This window comes from Synechocystis sp. IPPAS B-1465 (assembly GCF_003015225.1).
Lineage (GTDB): Bacteria > Cyanobacteriota > Cyanobacteriia > Cyanobacteriales > Microcystaceae > Synechocystis.
Genome location: NZ_CP028094.1, coordinates 1365926 through 1384413 on the forward strand (window position 1 = coordinate 1365926; position 18488 = coordinate 1384413).

15 protein-coding genes and 1 pseudogene are annotated in these 18488 nt (G+C 39.9%); 8 read left to right on the forward strand and 8 right to left on the reverse strand.

Going from position 1 to position 18488, the window contains the following annotated elements; genetic code table 11:
* Positions 1-20 precede the first annotated feature (20 nt).
* The 5 genes from C7I86_RS06450 (at position 21) to lptC (ending at position 5178) form a co-directional block, all read left to right on the forward strand.
* Positions 21-2459 (forward strand): dynamin-like GTPase family protein, encoded by a 2439-nt coding sequence (locus C7I86_RS06450; protein WP_010872446.1) that lies wholly within the window; start codon positions 21-23, stop codon positions 2457-2459.
* An 88-nt stretch (positions 2460-2547) separates the two neighbouring features.
* Positions 2548-2910 (forward strand): KGK domain-containing protein, encoded by a 363-nt coding sequence (locus C7I86_RS06455; protein WP_010872447.1) that lies wholly within the window; start codon positions 2548-2550, stop codon positions 2908-2910.
* A gap of 24 nt (positions 2911-2934) precedes the next feature.
* The gene (locus C7I86_RS06460) at positions 2935-3318 is read left to right on the forward strand and encodes a KGK domain-containing protein (RefSeq protein WP_010872448.1); all 384 of its coding nucleotides are present in this window, start codon (positions 2935-2937) and stop codon (positions 3316-3318) included.
* Between the two features lie 10 nt (positions 3319-3328).
* Complete coding sequence (locus tag C7I86_RS06465; RefSeq protein ID WP_020861697.1) at positions 3329-3625, forward strand: KGK domain-containing protein; 297 nt, start codon at positions 3329-3331, stop codon at positions 3623-3625.
* 434 nt (positions 3626-4059) lie between these two features.
* Positions 4060-5178, forward strand: coding sequence for an LPS export ABC transporter periplasmic protein LptC (gene lptC / locus C7I86_RS06470; RefSeq protein ID WP_010872449.1), 1119 nt, complete (start codon positions 4060-4062; stop codon positions 5176-5178).
* A 168-nt stretch (positions 5179-5346) separates the two neighbouring features.
* Here lptC and mutS read toward each other — a convergent pair whose 3' ends face one another.
* Complete coding sequence (gene mutS / locus C7I86_RS06475; protein ID WP_041425962.1) at positions 5347-7983, reverse strand: DNA mismatch repair protein MutS; 2637 nt, start codon at positions 7981-7983, stop codon at positions 5347-5349.
* Between the two features lie 259 nt (positions 7984-8242).
* Between mutS and C7I86_RS06480 the strand changes: the two genes are divergently transcribed.
* On the forward strand, positions 8243-11437 hold the full coding sequence (locus tag C7I86_RS06480) for an ATP-binding protein (protein WP_010872451.1): 3195 nt from the start codon (positions 8243-8245) through the stop codon (positions 11435-11437).
* A gap of 116 nt (positions 11438-11553) precedes the next feature.
* On the opposite strand, the gene C7I86_RS06485 is transcribed toward C7I86_RS06480, so the two are convergent.
* From C7I86_RS06485 to C7I86_RS06515, 7 genes are all read right to left on the reverse strand, one after another.
* Complete coding sequence (locus C7I86_RS06485; protein WP_010872452.1) at positions 11554-12603, reverse strand: DMT family transporter; 1050 nt, start codon at positions 12601-12603, stop codon at positions 11554-11556.
* 3 nt (positions 12604-12606) lie between these two features.
* The gene (locus tag C7I86_RS06490; RefSeq protein WP_020861699.1) at positions 12607-12960 is read right to left on the reverse strand and encodes a cupin domain-containing protein; all 354 of its coding nucleotides are present in this window, start codon (positions 12958-12960) and stop codon (positions 12607-12609) included.
* A gap of 16 nt (positions 12961-12976) precedes the next feature.
* The gene (locus C7I86_RS06495; protein WP_010872454.1) at positions 12977-13684 is read right to left on the reverse strand and encodes a DUF4079 domain-containing protein; all 708 of its coding nucleotides are present in this window, start codon (positions 13682-13684) and stop codon (positions 12977-12979) included.
* 90 nt (positions 13685-13774) lie between these two features.
* Complete coding sequence (locus tag C7I86_RS06500; protein ID WP_010872455.1) at positions 13775-14782, reverse strand: adenylate/guanylate cyclase domain-containing protein; 1008 nt, start codon at positions 14780-14782, stop codon at positions 13775-13777.
* A 195-nt stretch (positions 14783-14977) separates the two neighbouring features.
* On the reverse strand, positions 14978-15460 hold the full coding sequence (locus C7I86_RS06505; RefSeq protein ID WP_010872456.1) for a hypothetical protein: 483 nt from the start codon (positions 15458-15460) through the stop codon (positions 14978-14980).
* 34 nt (positions 15461-15494) lie between these two features.
* Positions 15495-16151 carry a peroxiredoxin-like family protein gene (locus tag C7I86_RS06510; RefSeq protein ID WP_010872457.1) on the reverse strand — a complete coding sequence of 219 codons (657 nt, stop codon included), beginning with the start codon at positions 16149-16151 and terminating at the stop codon, positions 15495-15497.
* Between the two features lie 79 nt (positions 16152-16230).
* Positions 16231-16647: a hypothetical protein gene (locus C7I86_RS06515; RefSeq protein WP_010872458.1), complete on the reverse strand. Its 417-nt coding sequence runs from the start codon at positions 16645-16647 to the stop codon at positions 16231-16233.
* A 72-nt stretch (positions 16648-16719) separates the two neighbouring features.
* Between C7I86_RS06515 and C7I86_RS06520 the strand changes: the two genes are divergently transcribed.
* A complete protein-coding gene (locus C7I86_RS06520) occupies positions 16720-17628 on the forward strand; it encodes a LysR family transcriptional regulator (RefSeq protein WP_010872459.1) in 909 nt (302 codons plus the stop codon).
* Positions 17629-17715: 87 nt separating this feature from the next.
* A pseudogene (locus C7I86_RS06525) lies at positions 17716-18406 on the forward strand (IS5 family transposase); the annotation flags it as partial.
* Between the last annotated feature and the right edge of the window lie 82 nt (positions 18407-18488).

Below are 18488 nucleotides of genomic sequence, written 5' to 3' on the forward strand. Positions count from 1 at the left end.
TTTCCACTAACGAGGCTTCCATGTCCAAGATTGCGCCCCAATGTCAGAATCTCCGTGAGCAAGTTAATCAGTTAATCGAGCTTCTGCGCCAGGAACCCACACTCCGCAGTCAGCAGGACACCAGCATTGTGGAAACGGCCTTAGGAAAGGCACTGTCCCCCCGGTTTGAAATTGTTTTTGCCGGGGCTTTTAGTGCCGGTAAGTCCATGCTGATCAATGCGTTGTTGGAGCGGGAATTGCTTTATAGTGCAGAAGGTCACGCCACGGGGACAGAATGTCATATTGAATATGCTAACGCCAATGAAGAAAGGGTAGTGTTAACTTTTTTGAGTGAAGCGGAAATTCGTCAGCAGGCTTTGATTTTAGCAAAATATCTCAATGTCAATGTGGGGGATTTAAATATTAATCAACCTGAAGCAGTGAAGGTGGTTAGTCAATATTGTCAGAAAATAATTGCAGAAGAAGGGGGAGAAAATAAGTCAGAACGAGCCAAACAAGCCAATGCTCTACACTTACTACTAATAGGATTTGAGCAAAATCGAGAAAGGATTAATACTGTACAAAATTCCACGTATTCTATGGATCAGTTAAATTTTTCTAGTTTAGCTGAAGCGGCAGGTTATGCGAGGCGGGGAGCTAATAGTGCGGTGCTTAAACGATTGGATTATTTTTGTAATCACTCATTATTAAAAGATGGCAATGTCTTGGTGGATTTGCCAGGGATTGATGCCCCAGTTAAAGAAGATGCGGAAAGAGCTTACCGTAAAATTGAAAGCCCGGATACCTCAGCAGTGATCTGTGTGCTTAAACCAGCGGCAGCAGGAGATATGAGTGCAGAAGAAACACAATTATTAGAACGCATCAGCAAAAATCATGGCATCCGAGATCGGGTATTTTATGTGTTTAATCGCATTGACGATACTTGGTACAATACTCAACTGCGACAACGGCTAGAGGGTTTAATTCAGTCGCAATTTCGGGATAATTCTAGGGTCTATAAAACCAGTGGTTTACTTGGTTTCTACGGCAGTCAAGTTAAGCAGACTAATAGTAGTACTCGTTTTGGCTTGGACTCAATTTTTGCCACCACCATCAAAGGTTTTGACGGAGAGGAAGAAACACCACAATTTGTTAGCGAGTTTAATAACTACTGTGCTAATTCTGGTAAGTTATTGTCCACTGCTTTCCGGGTCTCGGTCAATGGTTATGAAACATCTAATGAAAATTATGTCAGAATTTTAAGTGAATGGGGAATACCATTAGTTGATCAACTAATCCATGACAGCGGAATTGAATCTTTTCGTTCTGGCATTGGTCTTTATTTAGCAGAGGAAAAATATCCTGAACTATTTGCAACTCTAGCTAATGATTTGCAACCGTTATGTATTGCTCTACGGCAATTTTATCTAGAAAATTATCGGCAGTTAGATAGTCAGCCCCGGGAAATTGCGGCGATGAAAGCTCAGGAATTAACTTTGCTTAATCAAGAAATGCAAAATCTGGGTATTGAGTTCAAAAAATATATGAGTGCTCAAATTAATGATGTGGTTATCGGCAATGATCGGGAATTTGACCAAGATTTTACTAAGTTAAAAGCAAGAATGGTGGCTCGATTAGATGAGTTGTTAAAAACTTTTTCGGTAATGAATGCCTATAAGCGAGCAACGGAAAGTCATCCTCGTAATTCCACAGCTCCTTTTATTGCAGTTTTGGTGGAGGCTTTATATTATCTTGCTAATGAATTGGAAGATGCTTTCATAGAAGCTATTCATGAGCTAGTTAAAAATTTCTTTCAACGATTAGGCGATCGCCTACGAAAAGTGGATTGTTACCATCAAGTTTATCGTTTGGTTGGCAATGATGGCGGTATTGAGCAACTATTACGACGGGCGGAAGAAGATATAACTAAAGCCTTGGTTAATGAAGCTCGAACGGAATGTGATCGTTATGTGCGGGAAAGTCCCCGATTTTATGATGAAGGTACTTTTTCCATTTATCAATTCCGGCAAACTCTCCAGCAAACTTCCCAGGGTTATGATGCCCAGGCGATCGTGGAAGCGGAACCAGCTATTAAGGAGTTGCTAAAACTAGATTTTGAACCTAAAGTTTTCAATACTGTACGGAAAAATTTCCGACAAACCGTCAATAATACCCTAAAAACCCATCTGCTACCAATGGCAGAAGAACAAGCCCAAATAATTTTAGAACAGTATGATGTGGCAAGGAAATATCGTGAGCAAACGTTGGAACAGGATGCCGAAGAAAAAATTGCTCGCAATTCCCGTTTACAATCGGAGATTAAACAGAAAATCGATCTTTACCAAACGAGTATTGTTAGCATTAATGAATGTTTAAAAGCCATGCAAATTTTTGAGCAGTTACCTGTTATTACAGAATCAGACATTACTAAGCAAGCAGAAATAGTTGCAGATGCAGATTTTGTGGAAATAGTAGAATAATCAACCATGAATTAAAATCTACATTGAGACCAGCAAATAGCTGAATAATTTTTCTTTTGATTTAAGTAACCTTTCTGACATACAAGCAATGCAAATTATCTACGACGAATTCCTAGAATCCCTAAATGCTGATGACGTCCTACAGTTATTAGACAAACAGTTTCCCGGCAAATTGTTTTCAGTATCTCGTATTAAACATACCTTAGAATATTCTTTTCAGCAGCCACCACAAGAGAAATTTATTGAGCAATTAGAACTTGGATCTAGAGCAAGCATTTACTTGGGTCAAGGTGTTGATTGTCGAATTTTAAAAGCTGGATCCAGTGGCTGGAAAAAAGGAAGGATTGCAGTTAATGTGTCTGTAGAGTTCATTCCCGATGAGCCTGAGGCAAATGAATATCAATCTCCGTTAGATGAAATTCGTCGAGAAATACAATCTGATCTTCAATGATTTATCAATTGAAATATTAAAAATATGAAAACCGACAAAATTGGCTACCTTAATTCACTCAGTGAAGACACTGTTATTGATTGTGGTAATAACCATTCCTTTTACAAAATTAAAACTTTAATCGGTGAGTTTGTTAATTTCTTTAAAACTGTACCCTGGTGTAATAAAGATTATTTTTATAAAGCTTTTCAAGTTAGTCTGAAAGACCATAAATCAATCGATATTAAACCAGAAATTTTTACAGAAGAAGGTATAATTGCTGAAATTATTGATCCTAAATTGGACAAACCGCTAAAGGGAAAATTTAGAATAATCTTTGCCCTGGAGTTTATCCCGGATGAGGTTCAAGATTCAGTTTCGGATTCTCCCCTCGATGAGATTCGTCGAGAAATAGAGCAAAGTAGCTGAGGACATTACCATGGACAAAAGACAATTACTTAACCCTGAAGATGTAGTTTCAGTAACTGACTCCGACAAAATATGTATTAATCATAAAACTTTTACTGTTCAAGAATTACTAGGAGCCTTTTTGACAAAATGGTTCAATAGTGATATAGGCAAAAGGTGGTTATTTGAAGGTACAGAGTGCCAATATCTTGCCCCCGGTAAGCTATGGAAAAAAGGAAAAATTAAAATAAGCCTTGAATTTATTCCCGATGAAGCGGAATCACCTCTCGATGAAATTCGTCGAGAAATGACCGAAAATCAATCTTAAAAAATTTAGGGATAAAATCAGGGAGCTGAAATATTAAATATTAACAAGTTGAGTTTAGAAATAGAGGTAACAGGCGTTTTTAAACTCTCAATTATGATTCACCATACTCCTGTAAAAAGCTGAGGAACTCGGCCGGGGCTAATCGGGCATCTGGGCCAGGGAGTCGGGCAATAAAGCCAGGATGGTTACCATGGCATTATTCTGGCTAACCCACAACAACCCTAATTATGGCGATCGCCTAGAATAGAAAACTGAAAGCGGTAATGGAGCCTGAAAATCCCTGATAGTTTTTCTCTGGGGATTGGTTTGCTGAAAAGAGCCTAATTTAATCATTTATTTTCAAATAATCTCGTTAAACTTTGCTAACTTCACTTTTTTTGCCCCTACGTCGTTGCTCCTCCGTTTTATGGGGGGGATTACTCCTCAGCACATTAATGTTAAGCAGTTGTGCACCGCCCGATCCCCTAGAACAAAAAAGTCAGCCCCCACCGCCCAAGGAAGAAAGTAGCCTCACCCTCAACAATGCCACCCTAGAGCAAGCCAATGCTAAAGGGCAAACTGTCTGGAAAATTCAGGTGGAGGAAGCTCGGTATAGCGTTGATGGGAAGAATGCCACCCTAGTGAACGTGAAAGGGGATTTTTACGAAAATGGCAAAGTGGTGCTCCAGGTGAAGGCGGATAAGGGAGAAATTATTGAAGACGGCAAAGCATTATTTCTACGGGAAAATATTGTTGCCCTTGACCCCCGTAATAAGGCAGTGTTGCGGGCCCAGGAAGTGGAGTGGCAAACGGAATCTAGCATTCTCACTGCTCGGCAAAATTTGAAAGGGGAACACCCTGATTTGACCGTGACCGCCAAGGAAGGACGCTATGAAACCAAGGAAGAAAAGCTGATTGTGTCCGGCGATGTGGTGGCGGTGACAGAACACAATACCAAAGACCAAAATCAACCCAAGGACCCCCGTCGCTTGGAACTCAAAACCGACAGAATTACCTGGGAAATTAAAAACAACCGGGTTTTTGGCGATCGCCCGTTGACCCTAGTGCGCTTTGTGGATAAAACTGCCACCGACGAAGTGAAAAGTAACCAAGCAGAATTGTTGCTGAAACAACAGTTGGTACATTTAGCAGGCTTAAATCAATTTAAATCCGTTGAACCGCCGTTGCAAATTGCCGCCGAACCCATTAGTTGGTCTTACCTAAACCGCTTTGTCTCCACCGATAATCCCATCACTATTGTGGATTATAAACAACAAATTACTGTGCGGGGTAACCGGGGAGCAGTCAATCTAGCCGACGGGATAGCTAAACTAGAGCAGGGCACTAATACTACGAGCCAGGAGCAACAATCCCAACTGTATGCCGATGAGTTAACTTACAATTTTGGTCCCCAAACGTTGCAGGCAAAAGGAAATATTATCTATGAACAACAAAAAGGAGTGAAATTTAACCTCACAGGGGATTTAGCCCAGGGATCTTTACCGGATAATAATGTGGTGGTAACTAGTACTAGCCCCGAAAGGGTAGTGACAGAGATTTTCCCCAATCAATAAAGCTAGTTATTAACTAAGCAAATTCGTAACGTTTACAACTCTAAGAGTCTGTTTTAAAAGCCCCTCTGGACGCCTAAATTTGGAAGAAAACTGAGTTAAAGTCCCCCATTATTGCCGGAGCTTTAGTGAGGAGATTTAGGGGGCAGAATGAAACTTTTCAAACACGTTCTAAAAGCCAAAAATATCTAACTGTTTAGCTTGATCTTCCGCTGCTTCAGCAGCCGCTTGACTAGCCATAACTTTACCCCGATTACCCTTACGTAAACCGACAGCAATTTTACTATGCTTTTCAATCTGGGCCATTACCTGGCGGGCCCTGGTAATCACTGAACTAGGCAATCCCGCTAAACGTCCCGCTTCAATGCCATAGGATTTATCGGCTCCCCCCGGTGTTACTTGGTGTAAAAAGATAATTTCCTCTGGCAATTCTTTCACCGTAACTTGAAAGTTAGCCACATTTTCCAGTAAAGAAGCCAACTCGTTTAACTCATGGTAATGGGTAGCAAAAATTGTCCGGGCTTGGATTTCCCCCGCTAGATACTCCGCCACCGACCAGGCGATCGCCAAACCGTCAAAGGTGGCCGTGCCCCGGCCAATTTCATCCAGTAATACCAGGGATTTAGCCGTGGCATGGTTAAGAATATTGGCAGTTTCATTCATTTCCACCATAAAAGTAGACTGCCCCGTAGCTAGATCATCCACGGCCCCTACTCTGGTAAAAATACGGTCACAAATGCTCAGGGTCGCGGTTTTAGCAGGAATAAAGCTGCCGGTTTGGGCCATTAACTGTATTAAGCCAACTTGACGCAAATAACAACTTTTGCCACTGGCGTTGGGCCCCGTCAAAATTACTAAATCAGGATGCCAATGGTCGTGGCCCAATTGGGTGTCGTTAGCAACAAAAAAACCTGCCCCAAGGGATTGTTCCACCACTGGATGGCGACCTGCTTCAATGTCAATTAAGCCTGGTTCCATTTGCATAATGGGACGGCAATAACCCTGATAAACTGCCACTTCCGCTAGACCTGCCAACACATCGATCGCCGCTACGGCCTTGGCCACGTCCCGAATTGGTTGGGCTTTTTCTGCTACTGTGGCCCGCACTTCGGTAAAAATTTCATACTCCAATTGATTCAAGTCAGCTTGGGCGGTGAGAATACGGGTTTCCCGCTCTTTTAATTCCGGTGTAATGTATCTTTCTTCATTGACTAAAGTTTGTTTGCGAATGTAATTGTCTGGGGCCTGTTCCGATTTACTGCGGGGTAGACTTAAATAATAACCAAAGGCTTTGTTATAACCAACTTTTAAATTAGCAATACCAGTTTTTTCCCGCTCCGTTACTTCCAAATTAGCTAACCATTGATTATCATCTTCCAAACTTTGACGCATTTCATCCAACGTCGGGTTAACACCACTACGAATTAAATTGCCTTCCCGAATATGTAAGGGGGGATTTTCCACAATGTGGGCTAACACATATTTGCCCAATTCTTCCAACTCCGGCGGCACTGTCTGTAAGGCTTTTAAATAGGGGCTATGGCCTTCCTGAGCTAACTCAGCTAAATCCGTCAACCGCACCAAAGAAGATGCTAAGCCATACACATCCCTAGCACTGGCGGTGTTGGCCCCAATTCGCCCCGTTAACCGTTCCAAATCGTAAATTTGCCGGAGCAATTGCCGCAAATCCTGACGCAAAGCGGGATGATGGTACAACTCTTGGATGGTGTCCTGGCGAGCTTGGATACCTTTGAGATCCAATAAAGGCTGCAATAACCAACGCCGCAAAGCCCGACTACCCATGGTGGTGCTGGTGCGATCTAAAGCCCACAGTAGGGAACCATGGAAACTACCATCCCGCACGGTTTGGTTAATTTCCAAGTTGCGTCGGGTTTGGTGATCCAAAACCAGAAAATCGGTTAAGCCATAGGTTTTTAATGGTTGAATGGGCACCACATGGGCTTTTTGGGTATCTTCGATATATTCCAATAATCCCCCCGCCGCCCGGATTGCTAGGGGTAAACCTTCACAGCCCATGCCCTCCAAAGATTTAACTCGAAAAGTGGTTAGTAATCTCTGTTTTGCTTCCACCAAGGAAAAGGGCGCTTGGGAACGGAGAGAATAACAAAAACTGGTGGGTAACTGTTTAGGAATATGCTCTGAAGGTTCCCCAGGGCGCAAAATATTGCGAATATCGGGGGCAGAGGTGGGTATCAATACTTCCGACGGTTGGAGTCGAAGTAATTCCACTGCTAGGTCATCCAAATTACTGGATTGGCACGTAAAAAATTCCCCAGTGGAGATATCCGCATGGGCCAGGCCCCATTTATCCTCCACCATGGCGATCGCCGCCAGGAAATTATTCCGCTTGGCCGGAAGCATACTGTCATCGGTCAAAGTGCCGGGGGTGAGTAACTTGGTCACCTGCCGTTCCACCATGCGTTTTTCTGCCTGGGCTTCCGCTGCATCCTCCACCTGGTCACAGATGGCCACCGCATAACCCTTTTCCACCAACTGCCGCGCATAGCGATCCAAGGCGTGGTGGGGTACCCCAGTCATGGCCACCCGGCCGATTTCCTTGCCCCCCTCTTTGCTAGTTAAAATCAGTTCCAATTCCCTAGCAATGATCACCGCATCCTGGAAAAAACACTCAAAAAAGTCCCCCACCCGGTAAAGCAACAAAGCCCCTTGATACTGTTCCTTAACCTCCGTGTAGTGCTGGAACATCGGCGTCAACTTCTGGCGATCGAGGGTGCGATAGTCCCGTTGGGGTTCTTTAACAGTGCCGAGGATCGGAGTATCAGTCATGGAAAGGGAAAATTCTGTGGAGCAGCCTTTAATTGTATGAGATTTATCGAAAGCCATCATCAAACTAGTGCATTGATTAGTGCACTTAAGTCGGCAATCCATAGGAAAAAATATAGTAAATTTTTAGTAAAGTCTTGCCGTCATTGCAAAAGCACGTATTAGTATCGACGGGCGGTTTTATCGCCTTTTATTCTGTTACCATTACCATAAGAGTGTCTTCCTACGCAAATTTTATAGGATAAAAAAACACATAAGGCTTATGGATTTTACTAAAATAAAGAGAATTGAAGAGAATTTAAACAGGCTTGAGGACTGTTCTGTTGATGAGTTAAAAGTTTTAACTGATGAACTGTTAGCTTCCATTTGTGAAACCTTAAATATTTCTCAGAGTTCTAACCTTATTTCAGCTTTATTTAATGAGCGAACAAGTACCAACCAAAAAAAACTAATAGCCGTATCTATGCTAAGAGCCTTATGCAGGAATCAAAGCGTAGTTTGGAATCACAATAGTGTCACACTACGCAATAAAACATTTGATTTATTCGATGAGATTTTAGTGGATATTTATAAGCAGTTTCAGATAGATATTAAATCAGATAAAGAAGAAAAAACATCAAAACTTCAAGAAATTGAAGGAAATTTAAATCGCAAGTTCTTTAATCTTGAACAATCAATTTGTGACTTGAAGGATTTGGATAAATTCAAAAGCGACTTTATGCAATTTTTGTTTGCTGATAAAGTTAATAGCTTTATTTTTAGACAGTTTTCAGATGAAGATATCTTAAGTAAACCTAAAATACAATCACTATTTAAAATTCTTCAAGATTATCAAAAAAGCAATTCTGTTGAATCAAAAATCAACTATTATGACAATATAAAAAATAGTTATCAGGAATTTATTGATCAATGTTCCAAACAATCAGAATTAGTTGAAACTTGTATTGGTAATTTTTTCAAGAGGCTACTTAATTTAGTTGATGAAGATTATACAAAGAGAGATGATATTGTTCCAACAATAATACGTGTAGAACTCATAAAGAAAAAATATCCTCTCCACATAAAAGACCAACTATTAAATATAGAAATTCAAGTGAATAATATAGGCAAAGGAAAAGCTTTTGATATTGAAGTTACTCTTGATGTAGATGATAGTTTATTGATGCTTTATGACCCTAAAATATATATTGGAAATCTCGAGCCATTAGAATCTACACATCGGATATTTGAAGCCAAAATTCTTGTGCAGAAAAACAAAGAAAAACTAGAAGAAATTATCTTGGGTAGAGTTGATTGGTATAACTGCGACAAGACCAGGTGCCATGAAGAATTTAGTGGTGAGTTGCTTCCACAAAATACAGAACTAAACTGGGAAAAATTAAGTAAGGAAAAACCCTACAGTTTAGAGGCTATTTCTAAAGAAAACGATTTAATTGGTCGTTCAGAACAAATTAGACAGCTTGAAAATAAAATTTTCTCTGACGAATTAGAATCTTCAATCATCTTTGGACAAAAGAGAGTTGGAAAAACATCAATTGCCAAAATCATTGAAAATAAGCTAAAAAAACATTCACTCTATACTGCAATTTATATTTCAGTAGGTTCCCTTGATAAAAGTTCTCCCGAAAAATTCTTAAAATCTTTAGGGGAATATATTTATGAAGAAATCATTGATGATCAACCATTCAATGAATATAAACTTCCAGGGTTTGAGTTTGAAGATTCAATTACACCTTTAGATAAATTATTTAGAAAAATACGAAAAATTGAACCCAATCACAAATTTGTGATTATTCTTGATGAGTTCGATGAAATTCCTTCTCAATTATACAAGCTGACGGATATCGGAGACAATTTTTTTCATAATATTAGAAGTTTAAGCAGTAACAATAATATTGGATTTATTTTAGTTGGCGGAGAGAATATGACGACAATCAATCAATCAACTGATAAATTAAATAAATTTGAATCCTTTCCAGTTGATTATTTTGATAAAGGAAGATTTTGGAAAGACTTTCAAGACTTAGTATGCAAACCTGTTGAAGGAATAATAGAATTTACTGATAATGCAATATTAGAACTCTATAAAATGACAGAAGGAAATCCATTTTTTACAAAATTAATATGTGGAAATATTTATAATATGGCTTGTGAAACCAGAAACGCTTATGTTTCTTATGAAGAAGTTACTAAAGCAATCTCAAAGAGTTTATCTTCCATTAATAGTAATAATGTTAATCATTTCTGGAAAGATGGAATTAAAGAAAGCGATCCAGTAGAAGTAGACAAAATTGAAACTCAGAGACGAAAATTTTTAATTTCTTATGCTAGAGAAATTCGCTCAGGCAAGAACAGCTTCACAAAAGAAGTCGTTCTGAATAATAGCATATTAGACAAGACTGTAACAACAAAGGTATTTGAAAGTTTCGTCAATCGCAAAATTTTGATTGAGGAATCTGAAAACTATAGATTTAAGCCTTTATTCTTTGATAAATGGCTAACAAATGAAGGTTTTAACATCATTACATCTGAAGCTCTTGATGAGCAAGCTATTGAAGAATTAGAAAAAGAAGAGGACAGGGCTTATGTTGAAGACACAGAAATTGTTGATTTATGTAAATCATGGGGAGAGATCGCAACATACAGAGCACAACAAATTACACCTCAACACATTCGCAGTTGGCTTGATCAATTTTCAAACAATATTGAAAAACGTCTTATGTTCATTCTATTGTTAAATTTAAAGTTTTATACACAAATAGAAGTTAGAGAAAAACTAGGAATCATTCATAATGAGGTAAAAAAAGGATTGGTATACAAGCTTCCCAAAAATGCAAAAGGGGAAACAAAAACAAGAGAAGTTTTATTAAGTGCTTTTGGGAGTCCAACAAAAAGCGGTTCTACCTACTTAAGATTATATGCGACGGTAAATAATTTTTATCGTAGTAGTTCACATAATGTGTCTTTGTCTAAAATCAAAGAAGCTATTATCCAAGATAAAGAAATTCAAAGAATTGTTTTTATAGAAGATATAATTGGTTCTGGTCAATCAATCATTAGAGGGCTTGATACATTGAGTAATTTATGTGGATCTCTGATAAAAGAACATAAAATTACAGTCTTTGTTGGTGCTATCTGTGGCTTTGAATCGGGCATAGAAAATATTGAAATAAAAGGAAATGAATTACCTTTTAATGTCAAGGTATTTGTCTGCGATCATCTCACCGAACAAGATCAGTGTTTCAGTGAGAGTTCATCAATGTTTAATTCTTCTCAGGAAAGGAATAAAGCAAAAGAAATTGCTTATACTTATGGCAGTAAACTTGTTAAAACAATGCCTTTAGGATACAAAGATAATCAGCTCCTAGTTTCTTTTTTTGAAACCTGTCCCAATAATAGCCTTCCCATATTATGGGCAGAGAAAAGTGATTGGAAAGCTATCTTTAGAAGAGACTGATTTTTTATGATTATCGTTTTATCAAAAATTGGGAATTATTGTTAATCATGTGCGTTTGTCGTGCGAGTATTTTACCAGCTATTTGCTAACCAAACCGCAAAAATCTAGATGATTGTCTAAACTCCCCTAAAGCCCACATTTGTATCCATTGCTTCCCGGGAATTTAAAGGCTTTGAAGCTTGCTTATCTTTTGCTGTTTTCAGATTATCAATAAAACTTAGTATTGCCCCCAACAACAACAAGATTCCGCCTAAATACTGAGCGTTTGTGGGCGTTTCCAGCAAGATTAGATAGGCAAAAATAATCGCCAAAATAGGAGTTACTAGACTTGCTAAGTTAATTTGAATAAAACTTGCATTTTTGAGACCGGCTAACCAAGCCACTTGACCAACAACGACAATAATAGCACCATAAATTAACATCCATCGCCATAAAATGGGAGAAGAAACATCCATAAAATGGTCAAATCCGTAAATAATAACTGCTATCCAAAAAAACACAAAAGTTCCCAGCAAACTACGATAAACAGTAAAAATACCTACGGGAATAGATTGTAATTGTTGCTTACTCAAAATTGTTGTGATTGCTGAAATAAAAGCGGCGATCGCCACAAAGCTTTCCCCCAAGCCAAAATCGAAATTTATCACCATATCAAGGGGATCAGCAACCCCCCAAAAAACCGTAACAGCGACTCCGACAAAGGAAATCAAGGTCGCCACCATGCTTAACCAATTAACTGATATTTTCAGTAATAAAATACTTAAAATTAAGGTAAAAACTGGTTCCAGCCGTCCAATTAAAACCACATTTGTTACATTAGTTTTTTCCAAAGCACTGAACATTAATCCAGGGGCGATCGCCCTTGACAAAATGGCTGTAACAGTCAAAAGGAACCAATCTTTTCGGGTTAATTTTCTTAATTTATGAAGTTGCCAATCAGGGTGAAAAATTAAGATCATCAAACCCAAGGCGCATAAATTACCAACAAAGAGGACATTACAGAAGGAAATAGGATTCCGACCGTTGATCTCATACGTTTTACCCAATTCAATAATACGACTAGTTACAGGATTGGCAGCCGAAAAAATAACAACGGCAAGGGCAAGATAAATTGGACTATGAACTTGTTTGAGAAAAGTCTGAAAGCCAGAAAAAACATGTTTCATTTACTATGCTGATTCCTTTTGATAGCCAATGTGGGGAGCCGAATAGATAGAAACAAAAACTGCATTTTCCCGACCATGGTTAATTGCTCCGTGGACTTGATTTTTCTCGGCGATCGCCACTTCTCCTTGGTGCAAAATTTGACTTTGCCCATCCCCCAAACAGTAAGTTAAAGTACCTTTGAGCATCACCCAAGTGTCCTGACCATCGGGATGGGAATGGGGCTGAACAATCTGCTGAGGTTGAACGCCCCAAACCGCAATACTAGAGTTTTCTGTCTCGATTACCGACGTTACCGTTGCCCCTTGCTCAGAAAAACAAGCAATTTGCTCTAGGTCAAAAATTCGTTGGCTATCCATTGCAATAATCCTCTCTTTATTTGAACTGAGGACAGGTTTTACCGACGGAATCACATTGATAAATATAAGGCTTTTGCCAATGAAGTGGAATTTCCAGCAAATCCCTTGCCCCAGTTATGCCCTGACCAATAAAGAGCAATAAAGCGAAACTATTAATAATAATGTGGGCATTACGCCAACGATTTCGACGATCTTGATAAATATCTTGAATCGTAGCCACTGAAAAAATCATTAACAGCGCGGCTAAAATTCCATAATAAAAATGGGAGACAAGCCATTCATGGTCTCGACGATAAATTTCGGGCTGACAACCTAAGAGCACTAGTCCCATTCCCGTTAAGGTGGCAAAGATCCCCCGCCAAATTCTTGTTTTAGCTTGAAAAAGAAAGATGAAAGAAGTAATACTTAAAATGAACAGCGCAATGATAAATAAAACCCGAAAAGGCTCTTCAGAAATTAGATTTTTATTAATAAACTTAGAAAAAATAGGATAGGCTAACCCTAGAAAAGTAACGCCCACCACCGCCATACTAAGATATCTTCCGATCGCCACGTGTTCGGTGCCAACGATGGGAGGAATTTTACTTTTCTCGCCCACCTTCATCGCCAAACGCCGTTCCCGGGTGAGTAAAGCACGGTTAAGCACAATGCCCAACAGAGGGAAAACCACAACCACGGCGATCGCCGGATGTAACAAAGCCCAGGTATCTTGAAAATCCATCATAAAAATTAATCCCCGAGTTTATTAAACAATTTTTAAATAATTTAAGACTAAATATTTAAATTCTCTTTTTCCAGCAGAAAAAGGGATATTTTAAGAAGATTTTAGCCAAGAACCTGCAAATTTTTTAACAAATGTCAGAAGCCGTTGACGACGTGGAACAACCTCAACATCTTCGATAATGGGGGGAGTGCCTTGCATTGCCAAAATTTCATAGGCTTGCAGAGTAGTTTCTTTTTCTTTGAGGATGATTTGATTGCCGACCCTTGCCTGGTTCTTAATTACCTGATAAACATCTTGGGAAACTAATAGTTGTGTTCCTTTTAGTTTGTTTGCTGATTCGAGAAGATTGACAATGGCGGCCACCTCACCTAGGGGCGTTAATAGGGTAGATTGCGCCGCCACCAATGGAACAAAAACAACACTTCCAGAATGAATCCCCATACTTAAATTCAAGGGGCGATAGCGCATTTGATTTAATAAGGTATTTAATTCTTGAACTGATTTAAACATTTCCAAGGCTGCCCAAGTTGCCCTTTCTGCAGCAGAAACATCAAACTCCTTGAGACCAAAAGCAACCAACATTTTTCGTCCCATGACGTTGGAAATTGTCCCTCCATATTTTTCAATAATTTTTTGCATTTGACTGAAATAGCGTCCCATAACATAGACAATATCGTAGGGAAAATTAACTTCATCAAAATTAGTTGCCCCACGAATATTAGCCATTAATAGGGCAACATTGCGCTCGGTATTGATTGCCCCCGTAGTTAATTGATGATCAATTAAATCTATATCGCCCTCATCCAACACTAAACGACGGATAGTTGCTGAATTTGATAGTTTTGTTTGACACGCTAGACGGACGTGAAAGGGAAAATCTAATTTTTTAGCAAGGGCTTGTTCGATACTGGTAGGAGGACTACAATTTTTTATACCATCTAGAACCATAATGCGGCAGGTTGAGCAATTGGCTTTCCCGCCGCACACACTTATGTGGGCAATATCACCCTTTAAAAGGGCATCCAAAATAGTCTCGTTTGAGTCAATTTCCAGTAATCGATTGTCGGGCAAACAGATAAGAGTCGGCACTTTATTCACGTTTAAATCTCTTAAATTTCCAGCAAGTCAGTGCTTTTTAATTACTTAAGTTAACTTATTAATCGCGTTTTGCTAATCAATCAGTTAGGTTAATTAATAGGCATTGCAGATCGAAGAAATAAAAACAAAATTGGTTATAAGTTTTGCTGGTTATATCCTAATTTTGCAACGCCTAAGATTAAATTATTACTAATCTTAACCTTGCTCTTTCAAGCGAACCATTGCCGAACCAATGGGAATATCTCCATCGACACCCTCTAGCTTAGTGGTGACACGATAAAGAACCCGTCCCCCCATTCGTGACATATCAATCCCCGATAATTGCAGTCTTACATAAGTATTAGCCTCAACCGGTTGGTTAAAGTCGATGGTTACTCCCCCAGGGGACACTTTTGTAGTGGTGGGAATTTCCTTGCCATTAGGATCAAAAGCTTTGACATCAATGGAACGCCCCATGTCAATGGGTAAACTAATGGTGGCCGATTCTAAGGAAAATCCGGTAACGGCTAGGGTGATGTAGTGCATATTGCCGGCGGCTCCCACAAAACCAGAATCCGTGACAAAGGGAGTGGTAAAACGCATTACCATTTGGGCTTGGGCTGGGAAATTAGCCAAGGGCAACAGAGCTACAGAAATAGCTAAAGCAGACAAAGAACTAACAAGGGGACGAATATTCATAGCGTTAAATTCCTTAAATTAGGAAAAAAATTAGTCAATTGCCAACAAAAAGAGACAGTAAAATGGCAATGGCATCCTCAGGTTCGTAGCGAACACGAAAGTCCACATTGGCGTAAGCTAGGGCGATATGGCCGCGGCGATCAATTACAAATGTGGCCGGCACGGGTAATAACCATTCTTCGGTGCCATTGTGCTCAGGAATAACACAGCCTGATTGTAAATAAATTTGCTTAACAGCATCGGGAACGGTAAAAACTAATCCATAATCCTGAGCTGTTTGAAAACCACTGTCGCTGAGGAGATCGTAAGTCAAATCATGACGATCAATGGTTTTTTGAGAAGCAACTAGAGTTTGGGGAGAAATAGCCAGAATTGTCCCTCCCAATGCCCTAATTTTATTAACAACCTTTTGATAAGCGCGCAATTCTAAACCACAATAGGGACACCAGTAACCTCGAAAAAACTTAAGTAATATGGGACCAGTCTTTAATTGTTCGGAGAGAATGATCGTTTCTCCTTTGGTATTCTTCAGGGTAAAGTCTGGGGCAAAATCTCCTATTCTTAATAGTCTTCGATTTCTAAATTCCTCACTCAGACCTTGAATAAAATCAGAAAAAATAGCAGCTCTTTCAGGTGAAGACCTTTTCAAAGATTCTTGCTGGAACTTGTATAATTCAATTTGTAAATTCACAATCTTTCCGGAGATAGCTGGAGGCTATAACCCATCATATCCCCTAAAGATTGCCCTAATTGAACAAATTCCCGGAGATCTACTTGACTTCACTGGCGGGAAACATGGCGACCCGGCCTCCTTTTACTGCCACAACTACGTCGTAGGTTGCACAATAGGAAAAGGTAACATCGTTCTTTTTACTGTACAGATTGACAACCATTCCAGCGCCCCCCGGTTGCACTCCTAATGGTTCTAGATCACCGTAAAAAAATCGCCTCAATTGGTCTCCACTGCCTGTTTTTCCTTTACTGGCGATAATAAGTTCGATCTGTTCTTGGCTTGCCGAAGGGGGAGCGGCGATCGCCGTACTTTGAGTTTGGGGTAGAAAACTGTGAAGGGCGACATCTCCTAGGCCAATCATGCCAGCCAGAATAAGGGGGGTTAGCAAAGAACTAACGGTTTTTAGTCTTAACATCGAGTTTTTAGGAATGGGAATTATTGATTGAGATATCATTGCCTGTTTTTTTTTCGATGGGAAGCCGGCAAAATAGAATATGCCATATGCCAGATTGGAATAGGTATTGCGATGGATCGTCTTGCTTGTATGCAGAGCTTTGTTCGAGCAATTGAAATGAATAGCTTTTCCGCCGCCGCGAGGGAGCAACAAACAACTCAACCAACTATCAGTAAACAAATTGCCGCCTTGGAAAAATATCTGGGGGTACGGTTAATCACTCGCTCCACTACCAAACTAAATTTGACAGAGGAAGGGAAACAATATTATCAATACTGTCAACAAATTTTAGAAACAGTTGCTGAAGCTGAAGCAAGTTTAGAAGGTAAAGAAAAAGCCGTTGGCACCTTACGGCTGGGTTGTTCAGTCCTATTCGGCGAAATGCAAATTGTGCCCCGCTTAAGTCTGTTTATCGCCCGTTATCCCCAGGTCAAAATAGATTTAATGATGGCCGACTATTTTGTTGATATGGTGCAGGAAGGACTAGATCTTGCTATTCGTATTGGAAATCATCAAGATAAGGCTCTAATTAGTGAAAGAATTGGTATTACTCGTCGTGTAACAGTCGCCAGTACCAGTTATTTTGAAAAATCAGGAGAACCGAAAACACCAGAGGAATTGACCAGACACAACTGTATTGTATACACATCCTTGTCCACCATTAATGAATGGCATTTTCATGGAAAAAATGGAGTCATTGCAATCAATGTTAAAGGTAGTTTTCAAACCAATAGCTCCGTTGCTGTGCGAGCCGCAGTTTTATCAGATTTAGGCATTGCAATTGCTCCCATCTGGATGTTTGGTGACGATATTTACCAGGGGAATCTTAAAGTTGTTTTACAGGATTATCAACCCGTCCCTTTTCCCATTTATGCGGTCTATCGTCGCAGTCGCTTTTATCCTGCCAAAGTTCATTGCTTTATTGATTTTTTGCGGGAAGAATTTAAGCTAGATCCCTGGGTTTCTGATTATGGTGTTTAGAGCCCATTTATAAAGTCTTATAATGGATAGCAAGTAAGAGAAGAAAAAAAGGAAAACTAAGAGTAAGAGCAGAAGGAGACAAAGAGTATGAAAAGTCTGACAGCCTATGAAACAGACCTGAGCGATGCAGAATGGGCAATAGTTGAACCAATGATTCCTCCCGCAAAGCCCGGAGGACACCCACGAACCACAGATATGCGAGCGGTTTGTAATGGTATTTACTACCAACTAAAAACGGGTTGTCAATGGGCAGGGCAATGTTACCCCATGACTTTCCTCCTAGTAGCACGGTCTATAGCTATTATCGTAAATGGCAACGTCATGGCGTGTGGGAAAGGCTCAATCTAAGGCTGCTGGAGCAATGCCGCCTCTAGAGTGGCAAGAGCCTTCAACCTAGCGTAATAGCGGCAGATAGCCAATCGGTAAAAACCACCGAAAAAAGGGGGAAGTCTACGGTTTTGACGGAGGTAAGAAGGTGAAAGGGCGAAAGCGTCATCTAATCGTCGATAGTCTGGGCTTAGTCTTAAAAGTGATAGTGACCGAAGCAAATGCAAGTGAACGTATCGTCACAGCTTATGCTCTGATGAGTTTGCTTAAAGAAGGAACTCAACTCCTCGAGTCTGTCAAGAGCATGTTAGTAGACCAGGGTTATCGAGGTGATACCTTTGGGTTAGCCATCTGGCTCTTAACTCAAGCCAAAGTCCAGGTGATTAGTCGTTCAGGGAAGTCTTTTGAGGTCTTACCAAAAAGATGGATTGTCGATAGGACGTTCAGTTGGCAGCGCTTTTGTTGCCCCCTCTGTCGAAGCGGTGACAATGGACAAAACTACACGGTGGAGACTTTTAAAGGAAGTTACAGTG